This window comes from Bradyrhizobium sp. USDA 4472, from assembly GCF_054058595.1.
Genome location: NZ_JBSSAM010000001.1, coordinates 2,108,198 through 2,130,176, shown reverse-complemented (window position 1 = coordinate 2,130,176; position 21,979 = coordinate 2,108,198). Strand labels below are relative to the sequence as shown.

Below are 21,979 nucleotides of genomic sequence, written 5' to 3'. Positions count from 1 at the left end.
AGGTCGACCGGACCAAGCCCGTTATATATGAATCCGAAGCGCGCCTGCCCGGTTCCGGCGAAATTGTCGCAGGTGGGCTCAGGAGCTTTCGCCGGGGTTTTCGAGGCTGAATGTCTCCGACTGCTCGTCATAGGCGAACAGCTCGGCATAGCGCCCCCACGACACCACCGTCTTCAGCGTCTCGTCGGCATAATCCTCCGACATGTAGTCTTCGAGCTCGTTGCGGAACCGGGCCGCGGGCGCGGTATGCGAGGGCCGTTCGTCGAGCACGCGACGGATCAATCCCATCACCGGCACATAGGTGACGAGATGCTCGGCGAACAGCGTCTTGCGCGCGTCGGTCTCGAGATGGGCGAAGCGCTTGCCCGCGTCGGTGAGCACCAAATCGCCTTCGCTGAGCTGGGCGAAGCGCAGCAATTGCAGCGACTCGCCGAGATGAAGGATTTCGTCGGCCTCGAGCCGAAGCTGGCTCGCCAGCACCGGCAGGTCGGCATGTCCGTTGTAGGGCGCGCCCGCCAACGTCTCGATCAGGCCGGACAGGACGTTGGACGATACATGGTGCAGGGCCATGCCGACGCCGGTGCCGGGGATGCCTTCGATTGTCGGCGCCTTGGGTTCGGCGCGCTGGGTCATGCGGGCATAAATGCTGTCGACGAGCTGGCGGAAATGCGGATCAAGCCGCTTACGCGGATGCGCGAGCTCGACCTTGATCTCCACGGCGACACGTCCCGGGTTCGACGAAAACACCAGGATGCGGTCGCACATCAGGACCGCCTCCTCGATGTTGTGTGTCACCATGAGGATCGATTTGATCGGCAGGCGCCCTTCCACCCAGAGATCGATCAGGTCGGTACGCAGCGTTTCGGCGGTGAGCACGTCGAGCGCCGAGAATGGTTCGTCCATCAGGAGCAGATCGGGATGCACGACCAGCGCACGGGCAAAGCCGACGCGCTGACGCATGCCGCCCGACAATTCCTTGGGAAAGGCCGACTCGAATCCGTCGAGGCCGATCAGGTCGATCGCCGCCAGCGCGCGCTTGCGCCGTTCGGCAGCATCGACGCCAAGCGCCTCCAGCCCAAGCTCGACGTTTTGCAGCACCGTCAGCCAGGGAAACAGCGCGAACGACTGGAACACCATGGCGACGCCGTTCGGCGGTCCGGCGATGATCTCGCCCCGGCAGGTCGCCTGTCCCGTGGACGGAGCGATCAGGCCGGCGATGATCCGCAGCAGCGTGGATTTGCCGGAGCCCGAGCGGCCGAGCAGGCCGACGATCTCGCCGGAGCGGATCGTCAGGTCGACCTTCTCCAGAACCAGCAGCTGCTCGCCGCTGCCCTTCGGAAAAGACCGGCAGACACCGCGGATGTCGATGAGCGCAGGGGGGTGATCGAGCATGATGAACTCCTCGTCAGCCGAGCCGCAGGCGGCGCTCGCCGAAGGCGTAGAGCGGTCGCCAGACCAGACGATTGAACAACGTCACCAGGATGCACATCGCGGCTATCCCGAGAACGACACGCGGGAAATCGCCCGCTTCAGTCGCAGATGCAATATAAGCGCCGAGCCCGCTGGCGTTCAGATGCGTGTCGCCCCAGCTGGCGACTTCGGCGACGATCGATGCGTTCCAGGACCCGCCGGAAGCGGTGATCGCGCCGGTGACGTAATAAGGGAAGATGCCTGGCAGGATCACCTTCAGCCACCAGCGCCAGCCGCCGAGATGAAGGCTGCTCGCGGCCTCGCGCAGATCGCTCGGAAAAGCGCTGGCGCCGGCGATGACGTTGAACAGGATGTACCATTGCGTGCCCAGGATCATCAGTGGGCTCAGCCAGACGTTCGGGTTGAGCTTGAAGCTGACGATGGCAACGACGAAGACCGGAAAGGCAAGGTTGGCGGGAAACGCGGCGAGAAATTGTGCCAATGGTTGGATGCGCTCGGCCAGTTTCGGACGCAAGCCGATCCAGACGCCGATCGGCACCCAGATCAAGGTCGCAAGGCTGATCAGGACAACGACGCGCAGCAGGGTTATCAGCCCGTCGCGGATCACGACGAGCACGTCGCCGAGGCCAAGACTGGCCGAAAGATAGCGGTAGGTCAGCCACGCCGCGTAGGCCGTGCCGGCGAGGATGACGGCAAGCCAGAGCCCGTCGATCAGTCGAGACGGCTGGCTTTTGCTCTTCGTCGATCCCGCCGGTCTGGGCAGCGAGATGCGCAAATTCGAAACGAAGCGATTGATGGCGGAGAAGGGCAGCGTCACCGCACGCAGAGCGCGGGTCCGGCGAAACAGGTCCAGCATCCAGGAGGTGGGTGGCTCGCCAGACGCGGTCTGCTCAAAGCGGAATTTGTCGGCCCAGGCGATGATGGGGCGGAACAGCAATTGATCATAGGCGATGATGACGAGCAGCATCGCCAGGATCGCGTAGAAGATCGCCGGCAAATCGCGCTGCTGGATCGCGAGCGCGACATAGGATCCGACGCCCGGCAGGGTCACGGTGGTATTGCCGACGGTGATCGCCTCCGATGCGACGACGAAGAACCAGCCGCCCGACATCGACATCATCGCATTCCAGATCAGTCCCGGCATCGCGAAGGGCACGTCAAGGCGCCAGAAGCGCTGCCACCCGGACAGATGAAAGCTCTGCGTGGCCTCTTCCAGATCCTTCGGTACGTTGCGCATCGACTGGTACATGCTGAACGTCATGTTCCAGGCCTGGCTCGTGAAGATCGCGAACACCGAGGCCAGTTCAGCGCCGAGCACCTGGCTCGGAAATAGATTCATGAAGAAGACGACGGTGAAGGTCAGGAAGCCCAGGATCGGCACGGACTGGAGGATGTCCAGCACCGGGATCATGACCATCTCCGCGCGCCGGCTCTTGGCCGCGATCGCCGCGTAGATGAAGGTGAAGACCGTCGAGCAGACGATCGCAAGCAGCATGCGCAGCACCGTGCGCAGCGCGTAGAGCGGCAGGTTCGCCGGATCGAGCGAAACAGGCGTGCGCTCAAGCTCGGACAGCGGCGCGGTGGTCTGTTCGCCGCCATAGACGATCAGTACCATCGCGCCGATCACGAGGATGAGTGCGACCACATCCCAGATATTGGGGCGCAGCGCCCGGCCGAGCGCGGCCGTGCGGATATCTCTCGGCTTCATGGGCCCGCCTCTGGGCAACAATCCTGGGGCTAAAACTCGGCGTGGAGCCGGCCCGAGAAGATCGAGACCGGCCCGCGATCGGCGTTATAGGCCGGGTTTGTGATCAATTGATAGTCGGCGGTCATCGTCACGCCCTTGATCACCTGATAATTGTAGTAGGCCTCGAGGATGCGTTCGGGGCTGTAGTTGAGCCGGCCATCGCCGATCAACAGACCGGTGCCGCCCGCCGCGAGGTAGTCGCGATGTGCGGATGACAGGCCGTTGATGGCACCGCCGATGCCGATCGTGTCGTCGGGACGTCCCCAGCTTCTGCCCTTGATCGACAAACCGCCCGACAGGCTGCGGTCGATGTCGGTGAAGGACAGGATCTTGTTCTGTCCGTCGTTCCAGCTCGCCCGCGCGAACAGTCCGACGTCCTTGACGATCTGCTGCTCGAGATTGACGTAGAATCCGTATTTGAGCCGGTCGCGCTGATCTGCGTTGGCAATCGCGTTGATATCGAGTCCCGGGTTCGCTGCCGCCAGATCGAGGACCTCGCGGTAGTTGGCGGTATTGCCGCTGTTGGCGAAGACGCCGACGCGCAATTTGCCGGGCTGCTCGAGCATCGTATGACGCTCCTCGAACTCGACGACCGAGCCGCCGGTCTTGAACGTCAGCACGTCGCTGTTGGGCGCGGACGGCACCTGGAACAGGCCGGCGCGGATGGCCCAATCCTTGCGGTTGAGCTCGACCACCGCGCCGCGGGTATAGCCGGGCAGGTCGGCCGGGAAGTCGTAGGCTCCTGACGACCACATCGCCCAGTTCATGAAGTCGGCGCGCGGGTCTTTCGCATAAGAATTGCCGTCGAAGAAATCGCCGACGGCGAAGCGGCCGACGATCAAGGTGACGCGGTCGACATCGTGCTTGCCGGCAAGCTGGTTCGGCCCGTCCTCGACCGTTTCCTGCTCGCCGCCGAGCCCGAAGGTCTGCTTGAGGTAGTAGCGCTGCGCGCGGATCTTGGGGAATGCCGCGCCGGCCTTCTGCGCTTCGCCATTGGAGAAGCCGGCGAGGCCGAGCGTGCCGTTGAGACCAAAGCCCTGCGCGAGCTCGGGGTTGAAATAGAATTCGCCGCCGTCCCAGAGCCGCGCGCCAAGGAAGGCCGTGGTCGTCCAGGTCTCCTGGAATTGGCCCCCGCCCGGCAGGCTCTGCGGGCTCGCATAGGGCGAATGAATCGGCCCATAGCCTTGCGGCAGCACGGTCGTCTGCGCGTGGACGTTCCAGTCGTCGGATTCCGGAAGCTTGGGCTTGCCGGCCGCCGGCATCCACGGCGTATCGCCGAACTGATAGTTCAGGCCGAGCTTGAACAGGTGAATGCGCGGATCGACGTTGACGGTGCCGAGACCGAAGCCGCTGAGGTCGTAAGTTTTGCGCGAGAGGTCCACATATTCGTATTCCGCCTTGGCGGTCCAGTTGCCGCTGACGGCGTATTCGAGACCGAGGCCCGCAGTCCATCCGGCCTGGTAGTGACCGACCGGGAAGAGCGGCGTGACACCGTTGGTGTCGTTGACGTTGATGTGCGTGTGGCCCCAGGCAACGCCGCCGGTGACGTAGGGCATGAAGCGGTCGAAGGCATAGCCGACGCGGCCACGCACGGTGCCGACATAGTCCAGCGTGGTGTTGAACGGCACCGGTGAACGCGCCAGTGCCGGACCATCCGTCGGGCTTGTGAACGTCGCATCCGCCTCGATGCCGAGCACCACGCGATTGGAAAGTTGCCGGTTGTAGCCCAGCTGGTAGCCGCCGCTGAATCCGGTCGCGCTATGAGGCAGCAGCGCACCCTGCTCGGGCAGGGGATTGGAGCCGGGCCCGAAGCTCGCGTCGCCGTAGGCGACATGACCGCCGACATAGAAGCCGGTCCAGTCGTAGACGGTTTTCGCGGCGCGCGCCTTCAGCGGCAGGTCGGCGGCGTGGCTGGCAGTCGGCAAAGCCAGCACGCCCGAAGCCATCGCCGCCGCCGTCCGCAAAGACCTGTAACGGTGACCTCTCAACGTCAAAACCTGCGCCCCCAGTCGCGACCGTGCCCCAACCGCCCCGCCCGACATCCCTGCCAATTCGCGGCGATGCTGTCATCAGGGTCTTGGCCGTTTACGCGACCTGACGAGATGAGCTCGCACCGGTGCGATTTCACCCCAGGATCGTGCCAAGTCCCTGCGCTTGTTGCGAACCTTATTGCTAATAATTCGCAATAGCAACTAATGCGCGATGTCGCGAAGGATGGTTCGCATCATTGTGTGACGGGACTGCAACAAATTCCCGGACATCGAAAAAGGATGACCCCGCCCGGGGGGACAGCCGGGCGGGGTCGGGGCGCGACACGGGGTGGATGAGGCGCCCGTGTCGGACGCAGGATCCACGTCAGATCGGCCTCAAATACTCAGAGTCAGTAGCAAGTACGAACGCGGCCGACGTACTGGCCGAAGGCGTTGTACTGGGCGACCCAGCCGCAGCGGTGATAGCCGTAGTAATAGGGTACGTTGCTGGCGGCGATCGCGGTGCCGACAATGGCGGCGGTGGCGATGCCGGCGCCGACACCCCAGCCCCAGCCGAGCGGCTTGGCTTCGGCCTGCGACGTGGTGGCGGCGATGCTGCCGGTCACGGCGAGGGCAGCGAGCGCGAGTGCGGCAATTCTGGTCTTGATCGACATCTGAAACTCCATCCGGGTTGAAGGCGGTCCGTTGTGGTCCGCGTGCCCAGTTGGACGGAGCCTTGCCGTATCAGGTTCGAAGCCGCCTCAGGCGGTTCCGGACTTTGCCATTTGTCGAATGATTACAGATGGATATGAGTTAGCCGAGAGGACCCTTGGCGAGCCTGGTCACGTCGAAGTTATCGACCTCGTCAAGCAGCTCGCAAAACGCGCGCGCGCCCTGGTCGAGGAGCTGTTCGCCTTTCTCGGCCACGGCCAGAGTCGCATTGCCGACGGCGCCGCTGGCGTTGAGATCCTGCGCCTGCCAGGCAAACGGCGCAGGCCGCTGCGTCGACAGCCAGCGATATTGTTTTTCCATCGCGATGCTGCTCGCGGGAAAATCCGCGATCGCATGGGCGCGCACCTGGTCTGGATAGCGCGACAGCATGATCGAGGTCTCGACCGCGCCGCCGTGAATGCCGTGGCGCACTTCATCTGCCGGGAACAGTTTGTCCGCACCCGACAGCCGCGACCACGACGTCGTCACCACGAATAGTTTTCGATGCGCGCGAAGATCCTGCGCCACCAGCATCATCGCCGCGCTGTTGCCGCCATGGCTGGTGATGATGACGAGCTTTTTCACGCCGCGTCGAGCAACCTCCTCCCCGATCCCTGTCCATCGCTTCAGTGCCACCTCTGTCGGCAGCGTTTGCGTGCCCGGATAATCGATATGCTCGGTGGAGATGCCGACGGGTTCAACGGGCAGGAATGTCACGGGGGCGGTCGCAGGCAGCACCTCCCGCACGCGCGCAAGATAGGCCTCGGCAATCAGCACGTCGGTCTCAACAGGCAGATGCGGGCCATGCTGCTCGGTTGCCGCCAGCGGCAGCACCGCGATCCAACGCGAAATATCCGTGCGGCTGGCATCGGCCCAGCGGATCTCCGTCCAGTCGCGGGAAGGCGTCATCGAGGTTTCTTTGCCCGAATTTGTCACGTAGTTTGGGGTATCAGGGGACGCGGGCCCGGCCGGCCAGCGTCCCCTTGCGGTTCTATCGCGTTGCTTTCACATCGGCCAGACACGATCGACGGAGTGCATTCATGAGCCCCTCCCACCTGCGGCGAGCGTTAACGGCGGGCTTGCTGGCCACTGTCGTATCGGTCCTGCCGGCGCGCAGCGAGACCCTGGACAAGGTCAGCTTCGGCACCAATTGGGTCGCCGAGGCCGAGCATGGTGGTTTCTTCCAGGCGGTCGCCGATGGCACCTACAAGAAGTACGGGCTCGACGTCTCCATCGTTCCGGGCGGACCGAACGAGAACAACCGGATGCTGCTGATCGCCGGGAAGATCGATTTCTTCATGGCCGCGAACACGCTGATGTCGTTCGACGCGGTCGCCAACAACGTCCCCGTGGTGACGATCGCTGCGATGTTCCAGAAGGATCCGCAAGTGCTGCTGTCGCAGCCGGACGCGAAGGTCACCAGGATCCAGGACCTCAAGCCGCTGACGCTGTTCGTCTCCAAGGAGGGCATGAGCAGCTACTTCCAATGGCTGAAGTCCGAATACGGCTTCAGCGAGAAGAACGTCCGTCCCTACAATTTCAACCCGCAGCCCTTCATCGCCAATCCCAGGAGCGCGATGCAGGGCTATGTGACGTCAGAGCCGTTTGCGGTCGAGAAGGCCGCCGGCTTCAAACCGAACGTGATCCTGCTCGCCGATGCCGGCTTCAACACCTATTCGACCTTGATCGAGACCCGCCGCGACGTGGTCGAGAAGAAGCCTGATATGGTGCAGCGCTTCGTCGATGCCTCGATCGTCGGCTGGTACAATTACATCTACGGCGATAATTCCGCCGGCAACGCCATGATCAAGAAGCTCAACCCGGAGATGACCGACGATCTGCTCGCTTATTCCGTCGCCAAGATGAAGGAATACGGCATCGTCGATTCCGGCGACAGCCTGAACGCCGGCATCGGCGCGATGAGCGACGACCGCTACACCTCCTTCTTCAACAAGATGGTGAAGGCGGGCGTCGTCAAAGGCGATCTCGACTTCCGCAAGTCCTACACCCTGCGTTTCGTCAACAAGGGCGTCGGGGTCGAGCTGCGCCCCGCCAAGCCGTAACGCGAGCGTTGATGTCGTCACCCAAACCTTCGTCAGGCGTCGAGGCGAGCCTGACGGCGCTCGCCGTCAGCCTGCGCGGCGTGACGAAGGTCTATGACAACGGCGTCATGGCGCTCGGTCCGCTCGATCTCGCCGTGCGCAAGGGCGAGTTCATCTCGCTGCTCGGACCCTCCGGCTGCGGCAAGTCGACGGTGTTGAGGCTGATTGCGGGTCTCACTGCGCAGTCATCGGGCACGGTACGAATGTCGCGCCATGAAGGCCCGCCGCAGCCCGGCCATGGCATCGGCTTCGTGTTTCAGGAGCCGACCCTGATGCCCTGGACCAGCGTGCGCGAGAACGTCCGGCTGCCGCTTAGGCTTGGCGGCGTCTCGAATCCCGAGGGGCGGGCGCGGGCCGACGCTGCGCTGGCGAGCGTCGGGCTTGCCGATTTCGCCGACGCCGTCCCGCGCGAATTGTCCGGCGGCATGAAGATGCGGGTGTCGCTCGCGCGCGCGCTCGTCACCGATCCAGACATTCTTCTCATGGATGAGCCGTTCGCGGCGCTCGACGAGATCACGCGCTTCCGCCTCAACAATGATCTGCTCGCGTTGTGGCGCAGCCTTGGCAAGACCATCATCTTCGTCACCCATTCGGTGTTCGAATCCGTCTATCTCTCGCAGCGCGTCGTGGTCATGACGGCGCGGCCGGGCCGCATCCAGGCGGACATCCGCATCGAGACCGTCGAACCGCGCAGCGAGGAGTTTCGCACCTCGGCGGCCTATTCCGATTATTGCCGGAAAGTCTCGGCCGCGCTGGCGCCGTCGTATCAGGGACAGTCGATGCTATGAACGCGCAAGCCGCCATTCCCGCAAAGCCATCAGGCGGGCAAGCCGCGATGCGCTTCGTACTTCCGATCGCCGTATTCGCCGCCGGCGTCGCGGCCTGGGAGCTCGTGGTTCGCATCAGGGATATCCCGCCTTACGTCCTGCCGGCGCCCTCGCTCGTTTTCCTGACCTTGATCAAGGACTGGGCGGTGCTGTCGCAATCGCTCGCCGTCACGCTGTTGACGACGCTCGAAGGCTTCATCGCTGCGGGCATCGGCGGCGTTGCGCTGGCGTTGCTGTTCAACCAGTCGAAATGGGTCGAATATTCGTTGTTCCCCTATGCCGTCGTGCTCCAGGTGACACCCGTCATCGCGATCGCGCCGTTACTCCTGATTTATCTGGAGCAGCAGACGGCGGTTGTCGTTTGCGCCTTCATCGTCGCCTTCTTCCCGGTGCTGTCGAACACCACGCTCGGGTTGAATTCGGTCGACCGCAATCTCGCCGGCCTGTTCCGGCTTTACGGCGCCTCGCCGCCGCAAACGCTGCGCTTTCTGAAATTGCCGGCGGCGCTGCCCTATATCCTGGGCGGGCTGCGCATTGCCGGCGGGCTCTCGCTGATCGGCGCGGTGGTGGCCGAGATCGCCGCGGGAACTGCAGGTGCGGGCTCCGGCCTTGCCTACAGGATCGCCGAGTCGGGCTATCGATTGAACATACCCCGCATGTTCGCAGCGCTGCTTTTGTTGTCGTTGGCCGGGATTGTCATCTATGGGGTGCTGGCGCTAGTTTCCCACCTCGTTTTACGGCGCTGGCACGAGAGCGCGCTTGGAAAGGAAGCCTGATGTCTACCGGTTCGATTTCGTCCGACAAGATCGACCTTCTGATCTATGGGCCGGTGCGGCCGATCCTCGAGAACGGGTTTTCCGATCAGTTCGTCGTTCACAAGGCCGAGACACGCGGCGACCTGGAGCGGCTGACGCCGGCGATCCGCGACAGGATCCGCGGTGTCGCGGTGACCTATCACACCGTCCGCGCCGACAAGGATTCGCTGTCGCAGCTGCCCAAGATCGAGATGGTGGCAAGCTTCGGCGTCGGCTACGACCATATCGACGCCAAATACGCTGCCGAGCACAACATCATCGTCACCAACACGCCTGACGTGCTGACCGAGGAGGTCGCCGACGTCGCGATGGGCCTGCTGATCGCCACCGTGCGCGAATTCATCAAGGCCGACCGCTACGTGCGCTCGGGCCTCTGGCAGAGCCAGAACTATCCGCTCAGCGTCGGCTCGTTGCGCGACCGCAAGGTCGGCATCGTCGGCATGGGGCGGATCGGCCAGGCCATCGCGCGCCGGCTCGATGCCTCGCTGGTGCCGGTGGTCTATCATTCCCGCAATCCGTCCAAGGAGGTCTCCTACGAGCATTATCCTGATCTGATCGAGATGGCGAAGGCGGTCGACACGTTGATGGTGATCGTGCCTGGCGGCGCTGCTACGGAAAAGATGATCAATGCGGAAGTGCTGAAGGCGCTCGGCCCGCGCGGCGTGCTGGTCAACGTCGCGCGCGGCTCGGTGGTGGACGAACAGGCGCTGGTCCAGGCGCTGAAATCGGGTGCCATCCTCGCCGCCGGCCTCGACGTGTTCGCGGCCGAGCCCAACGTGCCTGATGAGCTCAAGACCATGCAGAACGTCGTGCTGCTGCCGCATATCGGCTCGGCCTCTGTGGTGACGCGCAATGCGATGGACCAGCTCGTGATCGACAACCTCAAGTCGTGGTTCTCCGGCAAGGCGCCGTTGACGCCGGTCGTCGAAACGCCGTTCAAGGGGCGCTGATGTCGGTTCTTCGGGTCATTGCATTCGCCGTCGTGGCCCCTTTGGCCTCGCTCTGCATCGCACATGCGCAGGATGCCAAGGCCCTGAAGAAGGAAATGATCGGGCAGTGGGAGCTTTCGACCACGGAGCGCAGCAAGACCTGTGTCGTCACGATCAAGGGCGATCCCGTGGCGCAGGGCTTCAAGTTGGAGCTGGAGCCGGCCTGCAAGACCGCGCTGCCCTTCACCAAGGACATCGTCGCCTGGAGCATCAAGGGCCTCGACATCGTCCGCTTGCAGGATGCATCGGGCGAATCCGTGATCGACTTCACCGAGGTCGAGGCGGGCATTTTCGAGGGCCTGCGGCAGGGCGAGGGCGTCTACATCCTGCAGGACCTCGCTGCCGCGCGCTCGATGGCCAAGTCGATGGACCAGATGATCGGCGACTGGGCGATGGTGCGCGGCAACGGCCAGCCGATCTGCGGGCTGACCCTGACCAACACGGAAGCCGATCAGGACAATTTCCAGGTCTTCCTCAAGCCGAAATGCGATGCGGCGATCGCCCAGTTCAACCCGACGCAATGGCGTCTCGAGCGCGGCCAGATCATCCTGATGTCGAAATCAGGCGAGGTCTGGCAGTTCGAGGCTGACGACAATGCGCAATGGCGCCGGGTTCCCGATACCGCCGATCCCCTGATCATGCTGCGCCAATAGGCACCTCTCCGTTCCTGCAATTTGTCTTGCTGCCCGATTTTTCTTGCCGCCAATTTTTCTTCGCCGCCATGTCGATCCGGTCCCTGCCGGATCGTCATCTCTTGTAGCGAGCTGATCGCGGCCGAACCGGCCGCGTCTCGCCTGATCCAGGAGTTTTGCATGCGCTTCATGTACATCGTCACCTCCAGCCAGCCCATGAAAGGCCCGTCTCCGGCGCTGATGGAGGCCATGCAGAAAATATCCGAGCGGGAAATCAAGGCCGGCCGGATGATCGACAATGGCGGATTGATGCCGCTGGCGACCGGTGCCCGCGTGCGGATCGTCGACGGCGAGCTCAGCGTCATCGATGGTCCCTTCATCGAGGCCAAGGAAGTCGTCGGCGGCTATGCCATTTTCGAGCTGCGCGACAAGGCGGAGGCGCTCGCCATGGCCAAGGAATTCATGCAGTTGCACCTCGATCACATGCCGGGCTGGGACGGTACCTGCGAGCTACGGGCCTTCGCCACGCCGGGCGTCGATGGCGCCTGCGAGGTCGATTCGCGCGCAGGGGTAGCCGCGCACGCCTGATGCCCAGCAACGCGCGTCACGGTCGGCGGCGATGACGGCCGCCGACATCGATCAAACCGTCCGTGACACGATTCACGCAACCTGGCGCGTCGTGCAGCCGCGGCTGATCGCGACGCTGTCGCGGATGCTGCGCGACGTGCCGCTGGCGGAAGAGCTGACCCAGGATGCGCTGGTGGCGGCGCTGGAAGCGTGGCCCGGCAGCGGCGTGCCCGACAATCCCGGGGCATGGCTGATGACGACCGCGAGGCGCCGTGCGCTGGATCATTTGCGCCGCGGCAGGATGCTCGGCGAGAAGCACGACATGCTGGCGCGGGACATGTTGCAGGAGCAGGAGACGGTGCCGGATTTCGATGCCGCGCTCGACGACGACATCGGCGATGAATTGCTGCGGCTGGTCTTCACCGCATGTCATCCGATCCTGTCGCGAGAGGCGCGTTCGGCGCTGGCGCTGCGCATGATCTGCGGCTTGACCACGTCCGAGATCGCGCGCGCCTATCTCGTGCCTGAGGCCACCATCTCCCAGCGCATCGTCCGCGCCAAGCGCACGCTGTCGAATTCCGGCCTCGCCTATGAGACGCCGGGCGGCGAGGCTCTGTCAGGGCGTCTCGCCTCGGTGCTGGAGGTCGTCTATCTGATTTTCAACGAGGGCTATCTCGCGGCGCGCGGCGAGGAATGGCTGCGGCCGCGGCTTTGCGAGGAGGCGTTGCGCATGGGCCGTGTGCTCGCGGGCCTGGCGCCTGATGAGCCCGAGGTTCACGGCCTCCTCGCATTGATGGATCTGAATGCGGCGCGGGCCCGCGCGCGCACCGATGCGAATGGTGATCCCATTCTGCTGATGGACCAGGATCGCACGCTCTGGGACTGGTTGCAGATCCGCCGCGGCCTGCGTTCACTCGAACGTGCCGGCGAGCTCGGCGGCTCCAGGGGATTCTACGCGCTCCAGGCCGCAATCGCGGCATGTCACGCCAGGGCGGAGACCGCTGCAGCGACCAACTGGCAGCGCATCGCGCAGCTTTACGACGAATTGGCGAAATTGCTGCGCTCACCGGTCATCGAGCTCAATCGGGCGGTGGCGGTCGGCATGGCCGAGGGGCCGCAGGCCGGACTCGACGTGCTGGACGCGGTCGCCGGTGCGCCGGCGCTGGCGGCCTATCACCATCTGCCGGCGGTTCGCGGCGACCTTCTGCAGAAGCTCGGACGCATCGCAGAGGCGCGGCAGGCCTTCGAAGCCGCCGCGCATCTGGCGACCAATGGGCGCGAACGCGCGCTGATGCAGCGCCGTGCCGCGGCGCTCGACGCCCAGAATATCTAGAGCATGATCCGGAAAAGTGGGAAGCGGTTTTCCGAAAAGGTCACGCTCAAGTAAAGAGCCCCGATTGCGATCATTCCCGGAGTGCAGCCGAGTGCCGTCGGTTTGAGACGCAATCATCGGATGCTTGTCGCGACAGGCCCGCCTTGGGGCGCGCCGGGCCAAGACGATTGTTCTGGCCCGGGGGCGCTCGAAACGCTATGACTGCGCCATCGGTCGGGAGGATTCGGAATGCTTCGACGCCTTGGAATTGCAGCGTGTTTCGCGGTCGCGATGGCCGTCCCGGTCCATGATGCCGTGGCGCAGGACGCCGTCGGCGGCGCCATCATCGGCGGCGTGGGCGGAGCGATTTTGGGTGGCGCGCTTGGCGGTGGCCGTGGCGCGGCCATTGGTGCGGTCGTCGGCGCCGGCACCGGGGCTGCGATCGCCTCCGAAGGCGAGCGGCGCCGCTCCGGCTATTATGCCTATCAGCGCGGCTGCTACATGCAGCGCCGGGACGGCCGTTACGTGCCGGTCGATCCGCGATACTGCTACTGAGCAGCCAACCGGCGCGGGCACGGCCCGCGCAGTCAGCTTCGTCCAGCCGGGACCTCCGGCATGATCTGGCGCAGCGGCTCCGGCGAGGTCGATGAAGCGACCATGACGCGCCATCTGGGTCGCGCCATCTGATTTGAGGTTTCAGATCAGCCGCATCCCCTTCAAACTCGCATGCCCGCTCCTGCCCACGATGATGTGGTCGTGCACGGCAATCCCCAGCGGCCTGGCGATGTCGATGATCGCCTTGGTCATCTGGATGTCGGCTTGCGAGGGCGAGGGATCGCCGCTGGGATGGTTGTGCACCAGGATCAGTGCGGTCGCCGAGAGCTCCAGCGCGCGCTTGATCACCTCGCGCGGATAGACCGGGGTGTGGTCGACGGTGCCGGTCTGCTGCACCTCATCGGCGATCAGCTGGTTGCGCTTGTCGAGGAAGAGCAGGCGAAACTGCTCCTTGTCGGCGAAGGCCATGCTGCTGCGGCAATAGGCGATCACCTCGTTCCAGGACGACAGCGCGTTGCGGCCGTTGACCTCGCCCTTGGCGACGCGGTGCGCGGCGGCAGCGATCAGCTTGAGCTGGTTGATCGCGGCTTCGCCGACGCCATCGACCTCGCGCAAGCGAGCCACCGGCGCATGCACGACCTCGGCGAACGAGCCGAACACCTTGATCAGCAGCTTCGCCAACGGCTTGGTGTCGCGCCGCGGCAGCGCCGGAAACAGTGCCATCTCCAGCAGCTCGTAGTCGCTGAGCGCATCCGCGCCCGCGCTGTAGAAGCGCTCGCGCAGCCGTTCGCGATGGCCGAGATAATGCGGCGTATTTTCGGGCGTGCTGTCGTCGGCGTCGGGCTTGGCAGGCATCGTCCGCCAGCATCGCTGTGGATTCCGGCTTTTGCAACCGCCAATTGCGACGGGGCCGGCAACCCCGTTTTACCCCGGAACCGGCGAGGCCAGCGAAGCTCACCGTCGTCGCCTTCACCCATACCGGGCTGGAGGGCGGTTTCGACACCATCCCGAACGAAATTCGCGGTGCGTCCATGGGCAAAGCGGCCGAACGAAAAAAATCCGCGCCGACCGTTTCCTTTTCACCGCCTCGTTCGTCTCTGCGCTGTGGGCCTCGACGAGCGGCCGGCAGGGTTTTCGCAAAGGAGAATATTGATGTCAGAGATCAAAGCCACGCCATCGCGTCGTGCGGTCGTTGCCACCGGGCTCGGTGCCGGCGCACTGTTCGCCGCTCAAATCGACCCGTCCTTTGGCCACAACAGGAGTTCGAACATGGAAGCCACCATTCGCACCGGAAGCGACGTCACGACCCTCGTCAACGTCTTCACGGTCGAGCCCGATAACCAGCAGAAGCTGGTCCTGCTCCTGAAGGAGGGCACCGAGGCCTTCTTCAGCAGGCAGCCCGGCTTCATCTCGTCCAGCGTCCACGCCGGCAAGGAGGGTGGCCGCGCCATCAACTACTCGCAATGGCGCAGCGCTGCGGATATCGAGAATTTCCGCAAGGATCCGAAATTCGCGCCCTACGTCCAACGTCTTGCCGCGATCGCCAAAGCCGAGACGATCCTGTGCGAGGTCGTCGAGGTCAATCATGCCTGACCTTCGGCGTGTGGCACCCCGATCCGGATTGACGTATCACGCTGACAGATGACGGGGGATTTGCTTGGCAGACGATGCGACGAGCAATGGAACGGGGGCGGTCCGCCAGACCGCCCAGCAGGCTCTCGAGCGTCTTGCGGTGGAGATGCGGCCGCAACTGCATCGCTATTGCGCGCGCATGACGGGCTCGGTCATCGACGGCGAGGATGTGCTCCAGGAGGCGCTGCTCAAAGCCTTCGAGGCGGCGCCGCGAATCGGAACGCTCGATAATCCGGAAGGCTGGCTTTTTCGCATCGCCCACAACGCGGCGCTGGATTTCCTGCGCCGGCGCGCCCGCTACAACGCGGTCCACACCGATGAAGATCTGGACATGATCCCCGCTCCGACCAGCGTCGTGACCGAACGTGAGATCGTGGCCGCAAGCCTCGGGACGTTCATGCGCCTGCCCGTGGCGCAGCGGGGCGCCGTGATCCTGCGCGACGTGCTGGGATATTCCGTCGACGAGGTCTGCGCAATCATGGGCAGCAGCGTCCCGGCCACCAAGGGCGCGCTGCAACGCGGCCGTACCCGGCTTCGCGAACTCGCGGCTGAAACCGACGACATGAGGCCTCCCGAGCTGGAAGCCGCTGAACGCGTCCGCCTGATGCATTATGTCGAGCGCTTCAACGCGCGCGATTTCGATGCCTTGCGCGACATGCTGGCCGACGACGTATGCCTGGAGATGGTCAACCGGACCCGTCGAACCGGCCGCCGCGACGTCAGCGAATATTTCCATCGCTATGAGCAGACCAGCCCCTGGCGCTTCGTGCCCGGCTTTGTCGATCGCCGCCCCGCCATCATCGCGTTCGACCCGCAGGATCCGTCAGGTCCGCCGCGCTACTTCGTCCTGCTCGACTGGGACAACGGCAGCATCGTCAACATCAGGGATTTTCTGTTCGCGCATTACGCGATCGAAGGCGCGGAGCTGTTCACGCTGGAATGACGCCGGGGCGGCGGGCCATCACCCGATCTGCCTCTCGCCGTGCCGCTCCGACAGCGTGAAGATCTCGACGCCCGTCGAGGTCACGCCGACGGAGTGCTCGAACTGCGCCGACAGGGAGCGGTCGCGGGTCACCGCGGTCCAGCCGTCGGACAGGATCTTCACATGCGGCTTGCCGAGGTTGATCATCGGCTCGATGGTGAAGAACATGCCGGGCTTGAGCTGCACGCCTTCGCCGGGCCGGCCGATATGGATGATGTTGGGCTCGTCGTGGAACATGCGCCCCAGGCCATGGCCGCAGAAATCGCGCACCACGCTCATGCCCTGCGGCTCGACGAAGCTCTGGATGGCGTGGCCGATGTCGCCGGTGGTGGCGCCGGGCTTCACCGCGGCGATGCCGCGCATCATCGCCTCATAGGTCACCTCGATCAGCCGCTCGGCCTTGCGCGCGATCGGGCCGACCGCATACATCCGGCTGGAATCGCCGTACCAGCCATCGACGATGAAGGTGACGTCGATGTTGACGATATCGCCCTCCTTCAACGGACGGTCGCCGGGCATGCCGTGGCAGACCACGTGATTGAGCGACGTGCAGGTCGAGTAGCGGTAGCCGCGATACATCAGCGTCGCCGGATAGGCGCCATGGCTGAAGGCGAACTCGCGGACGAACTGGTCGATGCGATCGGTCGGCACGCCCGGGCCGACGATGTCAGTGAGCTCGTCGAGACACTTTGCCACCAAAGCACCCGCCTTGCGCATGCCGGCAAAGGCGTTCGGCCCATGCAGCTTGATCTGTCCGGTCTTGCGCAGGGAGGTATCGGTGGCTTCGACGTAGCTCATGCGTGTCTTGTCTTCTGGGGGCGGCGGAAGGGCTTGAATTCAGGCCCCAATTTAATGATTGCGGGCTCTCGTGCAAGCAGCCATGGCGTTTTCGAGCGAAGTGGCTGCCGGTTCGCGTGAAGAAAACGCGTCAAAACAAGAATCCTGCCCGTCATGCGTCCGAAAGCGGTCTCAATTCGGGACTTCTACGGTGGTTTCGACCGGCAGCGCGCCGCCGCGGACCCGGATTTCGCGGACAGGATAGGGAACCCGGATGCCCTCACGCTTGAAGGCGTCCCACAGCGCCAGCATCACGTCGCTCTTGACGTTGTCCATGCCGTCGGGGTCTGCGAGCCAGAGCGTCAGCGAGAACTTCATGCCGGCTTCGGCGAACTCGGTCAGGATGCAGTTCGGCGGCTTGGCCTTCTGCGCGCGTGGATGGGCCGCCGCAGTATCGATGGCTAGCCTGCAGACCAGCCGGGGATCGGCGTCATAGTTGGTGCCGAAGGTGATCTTCACCAGCGTGTTCTTGTCGGTATAGGTCCAGTTGACGACCTTCTGCGTCACGAGGTCCTCGTTCGGGATCAGGAATTCGCGGCCGTCGCCGGCGGCGACGGAAATGTAGCGCGTCTTCATCGCGCTGATGCGGCCGGTGTTGTCGCCGATGGTGACGAGATCGCCCGGCTTCACCGATTTGTCGGCGAGCAGGATGATGCCGGAGATGAAGTTGGCGACGATCTTCTGCAGGCCGATACCGATACCGACGCCGACTGCACCGGAGAATACCGCAAGCGCCGAGAGGTCGATTCCGACCGCGCCGAGCGCGATCACGATCGCGACGGCAAGAAGCCCGATGCGGATGATCTTGATCAGCAGCACCTGCACCGACGGCGTCAGATCGGCCGCCGAGTTGATCTTGCTCTCGGCGAAATTGCTGGCGATGTTGGTGAGCCAGAGCGCGATGATCAGCAGCGCGCCGGCCTTGATCACCAGCAGCGGCGTCAGCCGCAGACCGCCGAGCACGATGGCATAGGAGTCGAGCAGCTCGACCGTGGCGTCGAGCTGGCCGAGGATGGACAGCGCGGCGAAGAACCAAGCGGCAACCGACACCAGCTTGACGATGAAGGCATTGCGCAGCACCGAGGTCACGAGCCGGATCGCGAGCCATGCCAGCCCCAGCTTGGCGGCGACCATCAGGAGATAGCTACGGCTCGGCCAGGTCGCGTGATACATCACGATGCGGGAGACGATCACGAGCAGGGTGAACACGGCTGTCGAGGCACTGGCGGCCATCACGTGGACGAAGCGGCGAAGCGGCAGCGGCCAGCGCATGGCGAGCGAGGTCAGGTCGACGCGGCTGTGCGCCGTGGCTTCCGCCGCATAGGCGATCCCCGCCGCCGCCAGAATGAGCCCGAACTGCAGGTAGAACCAGGGCGAGGAGATTTCCGCCCCGACGCTGCGCGCAGTCGTCTGCACGAACTCCATGAGGTCTTTGAGGTCCATGTCCATCTGATGGTCTCTGGGAAGCGGTCGGGCGGGTTTGATTCGGAAGCGCCGCAGAATCCCACAAAGGCCGCGACCGGGCCACCGATACACCGTGAAGTGAAGCGCGTTAAGGCCGTAAAATACGGGCAGATTGCCGCGCGCCGGAGAAAATGGGTTGGCGCGCCCGTGTGGCGACGATAAGGATGCAAGTCCAGCGATTTGTACCCGGAAGGTGGATGGCCTCCCTCGACTCCTTCAGCATCGCCATTTTGCTCGGCGCCGTCCTCGTCATGGCCGGTATCCTGTCGAGCCTGCTCGCGCTGCGCTTCGGTGCGCCGTTGCTGCTCGTCTTCCTTGCCATCGGCATGCTCGCCGGCGATGCCGGCCCCGGCCGGCTCCAGTTCAACGATGTCGGCACCACCTATCTGGTCGGCTCGGTGGCGCTGGCCCTGATCCTGTTCGACGGCGGGCTGAAGACGCGCTTTGCCAGCATTCGCACCGTACTCGCGCCTTCGATGGTGCTCGCGACCGTCGGCGTGTTGCTGACCGCGTTGATCACGGCACCGTTCGCGAAATTCGCGCTCGATCTCAACTGGGCGGAGTCGCTGCTGGTCGGCGCTGTCGTCGCCTCGACCGACGCGGCCGCGGTGTTCCTGCTGGTGCACACCCAGGGCCTGCGCCTGCGCCCGCGCGTCGGCGCGACCCTGGAAGCGGAATCCGGCACCAACGATCCGTTCGCGATCTTCCTCACGCTCATGCTGGTCGAGTACATCTCGCTGGGCTCGAGCACACCAGGCCATGTGGTGATGGAGTTCCTCCAGGAAGCGGTGCTCGGCGCCGTCGTCGGCGTGATCGGTGGACGTCTCGTCGTCATCGGCCTCAACAAGGTCGCGCTGCCACAGGGCCTGCACGCGCCTTTCGTCACCACGGCTGCGCTCGTGATCTTCGGCGGCTCGCAGATCATGCATGCCTCCGGATTTCTTGCGGTGTATCTCGCCGGCATCATCATCGGCAACCGGCCGACGCGCGCGCATAATTCGGTGGTGGCGTTTCTCGACGCCGCGACCTGGCTTGCGCAGATCGTGATGTTCGTGCTGCTGGGCCTGCTGGTGTCACCGAGCCGGCTCGGCTCCAGCGTGCTGCCGGCGGTTGCCGTCTCGCTGGTGCTGATGCTGGTGGCGCGGCCGATCGCGGTGTTCGTCTGTCTGGCGCCGTTCCGCTTCAACTGGCGCGAAAAGATCTTCATCGCCTGGACCGGCCTGCGCGGCGCGGTCGCGATCTTCCTGGCGTCGATCCCGATGCTGGTCGGCCTGTCGAAAGCCTATCTCTATTTCGACGTCGCCTTCGTCGTCGTGATCATCTCGCTGCTGCTGCAAGGCTGGACCTTGGCACCGGCCGCGCGAAAACTGCACGTGGCGCTGCCGCGCGCCGAGCGTGGGCCGCGTCGCGTCGAACTGGATCTGCCCGGGCAGCTCGAGCAGCAGCTGGTCGGCTATCCGGTGCGGCCGAAGAGCCTCTATTTCCGCCGCGGGCTGATCCCGTCCTGGTCCAAGCCGACGCTGGTGATCCGCAAGGAAAGCATCTTGACGCCTGTCGAAGCCGAGCCGATCGCGCCCGGCGACTACATCTATTTGCTGGCGCCGCCGGAAAAGGCCGAGGCGCTCGATCGTTTCTTCGTCGACATGCAGCCGAGCACCGCGCCCGATCCGCACCTGCTCGGCGACTTCATGGTATCGGGCGAGCACACGCTCGCCGAGCTCGCCGGGATCTACGGCGTGAAGGTCAGCGACGATGAAGGCACGCTCACGCTGGCCGATTATTTCGACGTCCATCTCGACCGCGCGCCGAAGGAAGGCGCCGAGCTTGCGCTGGATGAGATCGTGCTGGTCGCGCGCAGCATCTCCGGCGGCCGCGTCAACGTCGTCGGCCTGCGTCTGCCGGAAGAGGACGAAACGCCCGCGCCGCTGACCCGCAGCCAGGCGCTGCGACGCAAGCTCGCGGAGCTGTGGACCTCGGTGGCGGGGGTCTGACGGTGCCGTTGTCCTGACCAAATCCAGGACCACCGTCCGCAGTTTGGCAGGCGTAGCTAGCCCAGAACTGGTCATTGCGGGGAGCCCAGCGACAAAATTGCGTAGCAATTTTGCGCGGATGCGACGAAGCAATCCAGAATGTTTCCGGGAAGGGACTCTGGATTGCTCCGCCGCGCTCGCAATGACGCTGTTTGCTGACGCGCCATGTCCCAACAACGTCGTCGTGACTCGCGGGAACGGTATGTCGCCCGCCAGACAACCGCCACCAAATCGCCGCATCAGCCGAAGATTTGCGCGGCTTCGTGATCCCGGTTCCGGAACGCTCCGCGGCGTTGTCAGTTCTTAGCCGCGTAACGGTCAACGCATCTACAGGAGCAACCCATGCGTAAATTCATCTTGCCCGCCATCGTGGCAATCGGCTTGGGAGCGGCCGCACCGGCGATGGCCTATGACACGGGCGATCAGATCTCGATGCAGGCCGCGCTCGATGTCGCAACCGATATCGGCGTGATGACCATTTCGCACACCGAGTTCGCGGGCGATGAATGGCAGATCGAGGGCCGCGACCGCACCGGCCGCTGGATGGAGGTCGATGTCGATGCTCGAACCGGCGACGTGCGCAACGTCGATCGCGGCTGGTAGCCATAGCTCGTCATTGCGAGGATGCTCGCACAAAATTGCGTAGCAATTTTGCGCCGATGCAAGAAATCCGGAATCTTTGCGCCGGACCCCTCGCAATGACGGGAAAGGCCTCACGTCAGCACCTTCACCCCGCCGAACGATGTCACGCGTCCCTGCCTCAGCATCACGATCTGCGTCGCGAGCTGGCGCAGTTCGGCGACATCGTGGCTGACATAGACCATGGGGACATTGGCCTCGTCGCGCAAGCGCACCAGGTATGGCAATATCTCGAGCTTGCGGGCTTCATCGAGCGCGCCGAGCGGCTCGTCGAGCAGCAGCAAGCGCGGCTTCGACAACAGCGCGCGGCCGAGCGCGACGCGCTGGCGTTCGCCCCCCGACAGCTTTCCGGGGCGACGGTCGAGCAGCGTGCCGATATCGAGCAGCTCGATCACGCGCGCGTGCTGCGCCCGATCGGGCGCGAGCCGGTTCATCCGCCGGCCGTAATCGAGATTCTGCGCGACGTTGAGATGCGGAAACAGCCGCGCATCCTGGAACACGTAACCGATGCGGCGGCGCCAGGTCGGCACATGAATGCCCGACATGGAGTCGTCGAGCGTCTCGCCGTCGATGACGATGGTGCCGCGGTCGGGCCGCAGCAGCCCTGCGATCATGTTGATCAGCGAGCTCTTGCCGGCGCCGGAGGCACCGAACAGGCCGGTGACGCGGCCTTCGCTCGAGAAAGACGCCGAGAGCGAAAACTCGCCAAGCTGTTTTTCGACATCGACGCGCAGCAT

General features: G+C 64.3%; 21 protein-coding genes. 12 read left to right on the top strand and 9 right to left on the bottom strand.

What is annotated here, in order from left to right:
• Positions 1 to 78 precede the first annotated feature (78 nt).
• From ACVWZ4_RS09695 to ACVWZ4_RS09675, 5 genes are all read right to left on the bottom strand, one after another.
• The gene (locus ACVWZ4_RS09695) at positions 79 to 1,392 is read right to left on the bottom strand and encodes an ABC transporter ATP-binding protein (RefSeq protein WP_456740182.1); all 1,314 of its coding nucleotides are present in this window, start codon (positions 1,390 to 1,392) and stop codon (positions 79 to 81) included.
• Between the two features lie 13 nt (positions 1,393 to 1,405).
• Positions 1,406 to 3,139 (bottom strand): ABC transporter permease, encoded by a 1,734-nt coding sequence (locus tag ACVWZ4_RS09690; RefSeq protein ID WP_456736566.1) that lies wholly within the window; start codon positions 3,137 to 3,139, stop codon positions 1,406 to 1,408.
• 29 nt (positions 3,140 to 3,168) lie between these two features.
• A complete protein-coding gene (locus tag ACVWZ4_RS09685; RefSeq protein WP_456740181.1) occupies positions 3,169 to 5,124 on the bottom strand; it encodes a carbohydrate porin in 1,956 nt (651 codons plus the stop codon).
• 434 nt (positions 5,125 to 5,558) lie between these two features.
• The gene (locus tag ACVWZ4_RS09680; RefSeq protein WP_456740180.1) at positions 5,559 to 5,822 is read right to left on the bottom strand and encodes a hypothetical protein; all 264 of its coding nucleotides are present in this window, start codon (positions 5,820 to 5,822) and stop codon (positions 5,559 to 5,561) included.
• Between the two features lie 139 nt (positions 5,823 to 5,961).
• Positions 5,962 to 6,768 carry a creatininase family protein gene (locus ACVWZ4_RS09675; protein WP_456736563.1) on the bottom strand — a complete coding sequence of 269 codons (807 nt, stop codon included), beginning with the start codon at positions 6,766 to 6,768 and terminating at the stop codon, positions 5,962 to 5,964.
• A 131-nt stretch (positions 6,769 to 6,899) separates the two neighbouring features.
• Between ACVWZ4_RS09675 and ACVWZ4_RS09670 the strand changes: the two genes are divergently transcribed.
• The 8 genes from ACVWZ4_RS09670 to ACVWZ4_RS09635 all read left to right on the top strand — a co-directional run bounded on the left by ACVWZ4_RS09670 (position 6,900) and on the right by ACVWZ4_RS09635 (position 13,658).
• Positions 6,900 to 7,922, top strand: coding sequence for an ABC transporter substrate-binding protein (locus ACVWZ4_RS09670; RefSeq protein WP_456700859.1), 1,023 nt, complete (start codon positions 6,900 to 6,902; stop codon positions 7,920 to 7,922).
• A gap of 11 nt (positions 7,923 to 7,933) precedes the next feature.
• Positions 7,934 to 8,749, top strand: a complete 816-nt coding sequence (locus tag ACVWZ4_RS09665) for an ABC transporter ATP-binding protein (protein WP_456700860.1) — start codon at positions 7,934 to 7,936, stop codon at positions 8,747 to 8,749.
• Positions 8,746 to 9,564: an ABC transporter permease gene (locus tag ACVWZ4_RS09660; protein WP_456700861.1), complete on the top strand. Its 819-nt coding sequence runs from the start codon at positions 8,746 to 8,748 to the stop codon at positions 9,562 to 9,564. The genes ACVWZ4_RS09665 and ACVWZ4_RS09660 overlap by 4 nt, the downstream gene beginning before the upstream one ends.
• A complete protein-coding gene (locus ACVWZ4_RS09655; RefSeq protein ID WP_456700862.1) occupies positions 9,564 to 10,553 on the top strand; it encodes a 2-hydroxyacid dehydrogenase in 990 nt (329 codons plus the stop codon). Before ACVWZ4_RS09660 ends, ACVWZ4_RS09655 begins: the two co-directional genes overlap by 1 nt.
• Positions 10,553 to 11,245, top strand: a complete 693-nt coding sequence (locus tag ACVWZ4_RS09650) for an AprI/Inh family metalloprotease inhibitor (protein ID WP_456700863.1) — start codon at positions 10,553 to 10,555, stop codon at positions 11,243 to 11,245. Before ACVWZ4_RS09655 ends, ACVWZ4_RS09650 begins: the two co-directional genes overlap by 1 nt.
• Before the next feature lie 159 nt (positions 11,246 to 11,404).
• Positions 11,405 to 11,812, top strand: a complete 408-nt coding sequence (locus ACVWZ4_RS09645; RefSeq protein WP_092233222.1) for a YciI family protein — start codon at positions 11,405 to 11,407, stop codon at positions 11,810 to 11,812.
• 31 nt (positions 11,813 to 11,843) lie between these two features.
• On the top strand, positions 11,844 to 13,124 hold the full coding sequence (locus tag ACVWZ4_RS09640) for an RNA polymerase sigma factor (protein ID WP_456740178.1): 1,281 nt from the start codon (positions 11,844 to 11,846) through the stop codon (positions 13,122 to 13,124).
• A 228-nt stretch (positions 13,125 to 13,352) separates the two neighbouring features.
• Entirely contained in the window at positions 13,353 to 13,658 is a 306-nt protein-coding gene (locus tag ACVWZ4_RS09635) for a YMGG-like glycine zipper-containing protein (protein ID WP_092233215.1), read from the top strand.
• Between the two features lie 141 nt (positions 13,659 to 13,799).
• On the opposite strand, the gene radC is transcribed toward ACVWZ4_RS09635, so the two are convergent.
• Positions 13,800 to 14,513, bottom strand: coding sequence for a RadC family protein (gene radC / locus ACVWZ4_RS09630; protein ID WP_456700865.1), 714 nt, complete (start codon positions 14,511 to 14,513; stop codon positions 13,800 to 13,802).
• A gap of 297 nt (positions 14,514 to 14,810) precedes the next feature.
• On the opposite strand from radC, the gene ACVWZ4_RS09625 reads away from it, so the two are divergent.
• Both ACVWZ4_RS09625 and ACVWZ4_RS09620 read left to right on the top strand, forming a co-directional pair.
• On the top strand, positions 14,811 to 15,251 hold the full coding sequence (locus tag ACVWZ4_RS09625; RefSeq protein ID WP_456700866.1) for an antibiotic biosynthesis monooxygenase family protein: 441 nt from the start codon (positions 14,811 to 14,813) through the stop codon (positions 15,249 to 15,251).
• Between the two features lie 64 nt (positions 15,252 to 15,315).
• Positions 15,316 to 16,233 carry a sigma-70 family RNA polymerase sigma factor gene (locus tag ACVWZ4_RS09620; protein WP_456740176.1) on the top strand — a complete coding sequence of 306 codons (918 nt, stop codon included), beginning with the start codon at positions 15,316 to 15,318 and terminating at the stop codon, positions 16,231 to 16,233.
• Positions 16,234 to 16,251: 18 nt separating this feature from the next.
• Here the strand turns inward: ACVWZ4_RS09620 and map are convergent, their stop codons facing one another.
• Together map and ACVWZ4_RS09610 are read right to left on the bottom strand one after the other, a co-directional pair.
• A complete protein-coding gene (gene map / locus ACVWZ4_RS09615; RefSeq protein ID WP_456700868.1) occupies positions 16,252 to 17,070 on the bottom strand; it encodes a type I methionyl aminopeptidase in 819 nt (272 codons plus the stop codon).
• 171 nt (positions 17,071 to 17,241) lie between these two features.
• Complete coding sequence (locus ACVWZ4_RS09610; protein ID WP_456700869.1) at positions 17,242 to 18,558, bottom strand: mechanosensitive ion channel family protein; 1,317 nt, start codon at positions 18,556 to 18,558, stop codon at positions 17,242 to 17,244.
• Positions 18,559 to 18,770: 212 nt separating this feature from the next.
• On the opposite strand from ACVWZ4_RS09610, the gene ACVWZ4_RS09605 reads away from it, so the two are divergent.
• Together ACVWZ4_RS09605 and ACVWZ4_RS09600 are read left to right on the top strand one after the other, a co-directional pair.
• On the top strand, positions 18,771 to 20,564 hold the full coding sequence (locus ACVWZ4_RS09605) for a potassium/proton antiporter (RefSeq protein WP_456740175.1): 1,794 nt from the start codon (positions 18,771 to 18,773) through the stop codon (positions 20,562 to 20,564).
• Positions 20,565 to 20,945: 381 nt separating this feature from the next.
• Entirely contained in the window at positions 20,946 to 21,206 is a 261-nt protein-coding gene (locus ACVWZ4_RS09600) for a PepSY domain-containing protein (protein WP_456740174.1), read from the top strand.
• 110 nt (positions 21,207 to 21,316) lie between these two features.
• Here the strand turns inward: ACVWZ4_RS09600 and modC are convergent, their stop codons facing one another.
• A complete protein-coding gene (gene modC / locus ACVWZ4_RS09595) occupies positions 21,317 to 21,979 on the bottom strand; it encodes a molybdenum ABC transporter ATP-binding protein (protein ID WP_456736557.1) in 663 nt (220 codons plus the stop codon).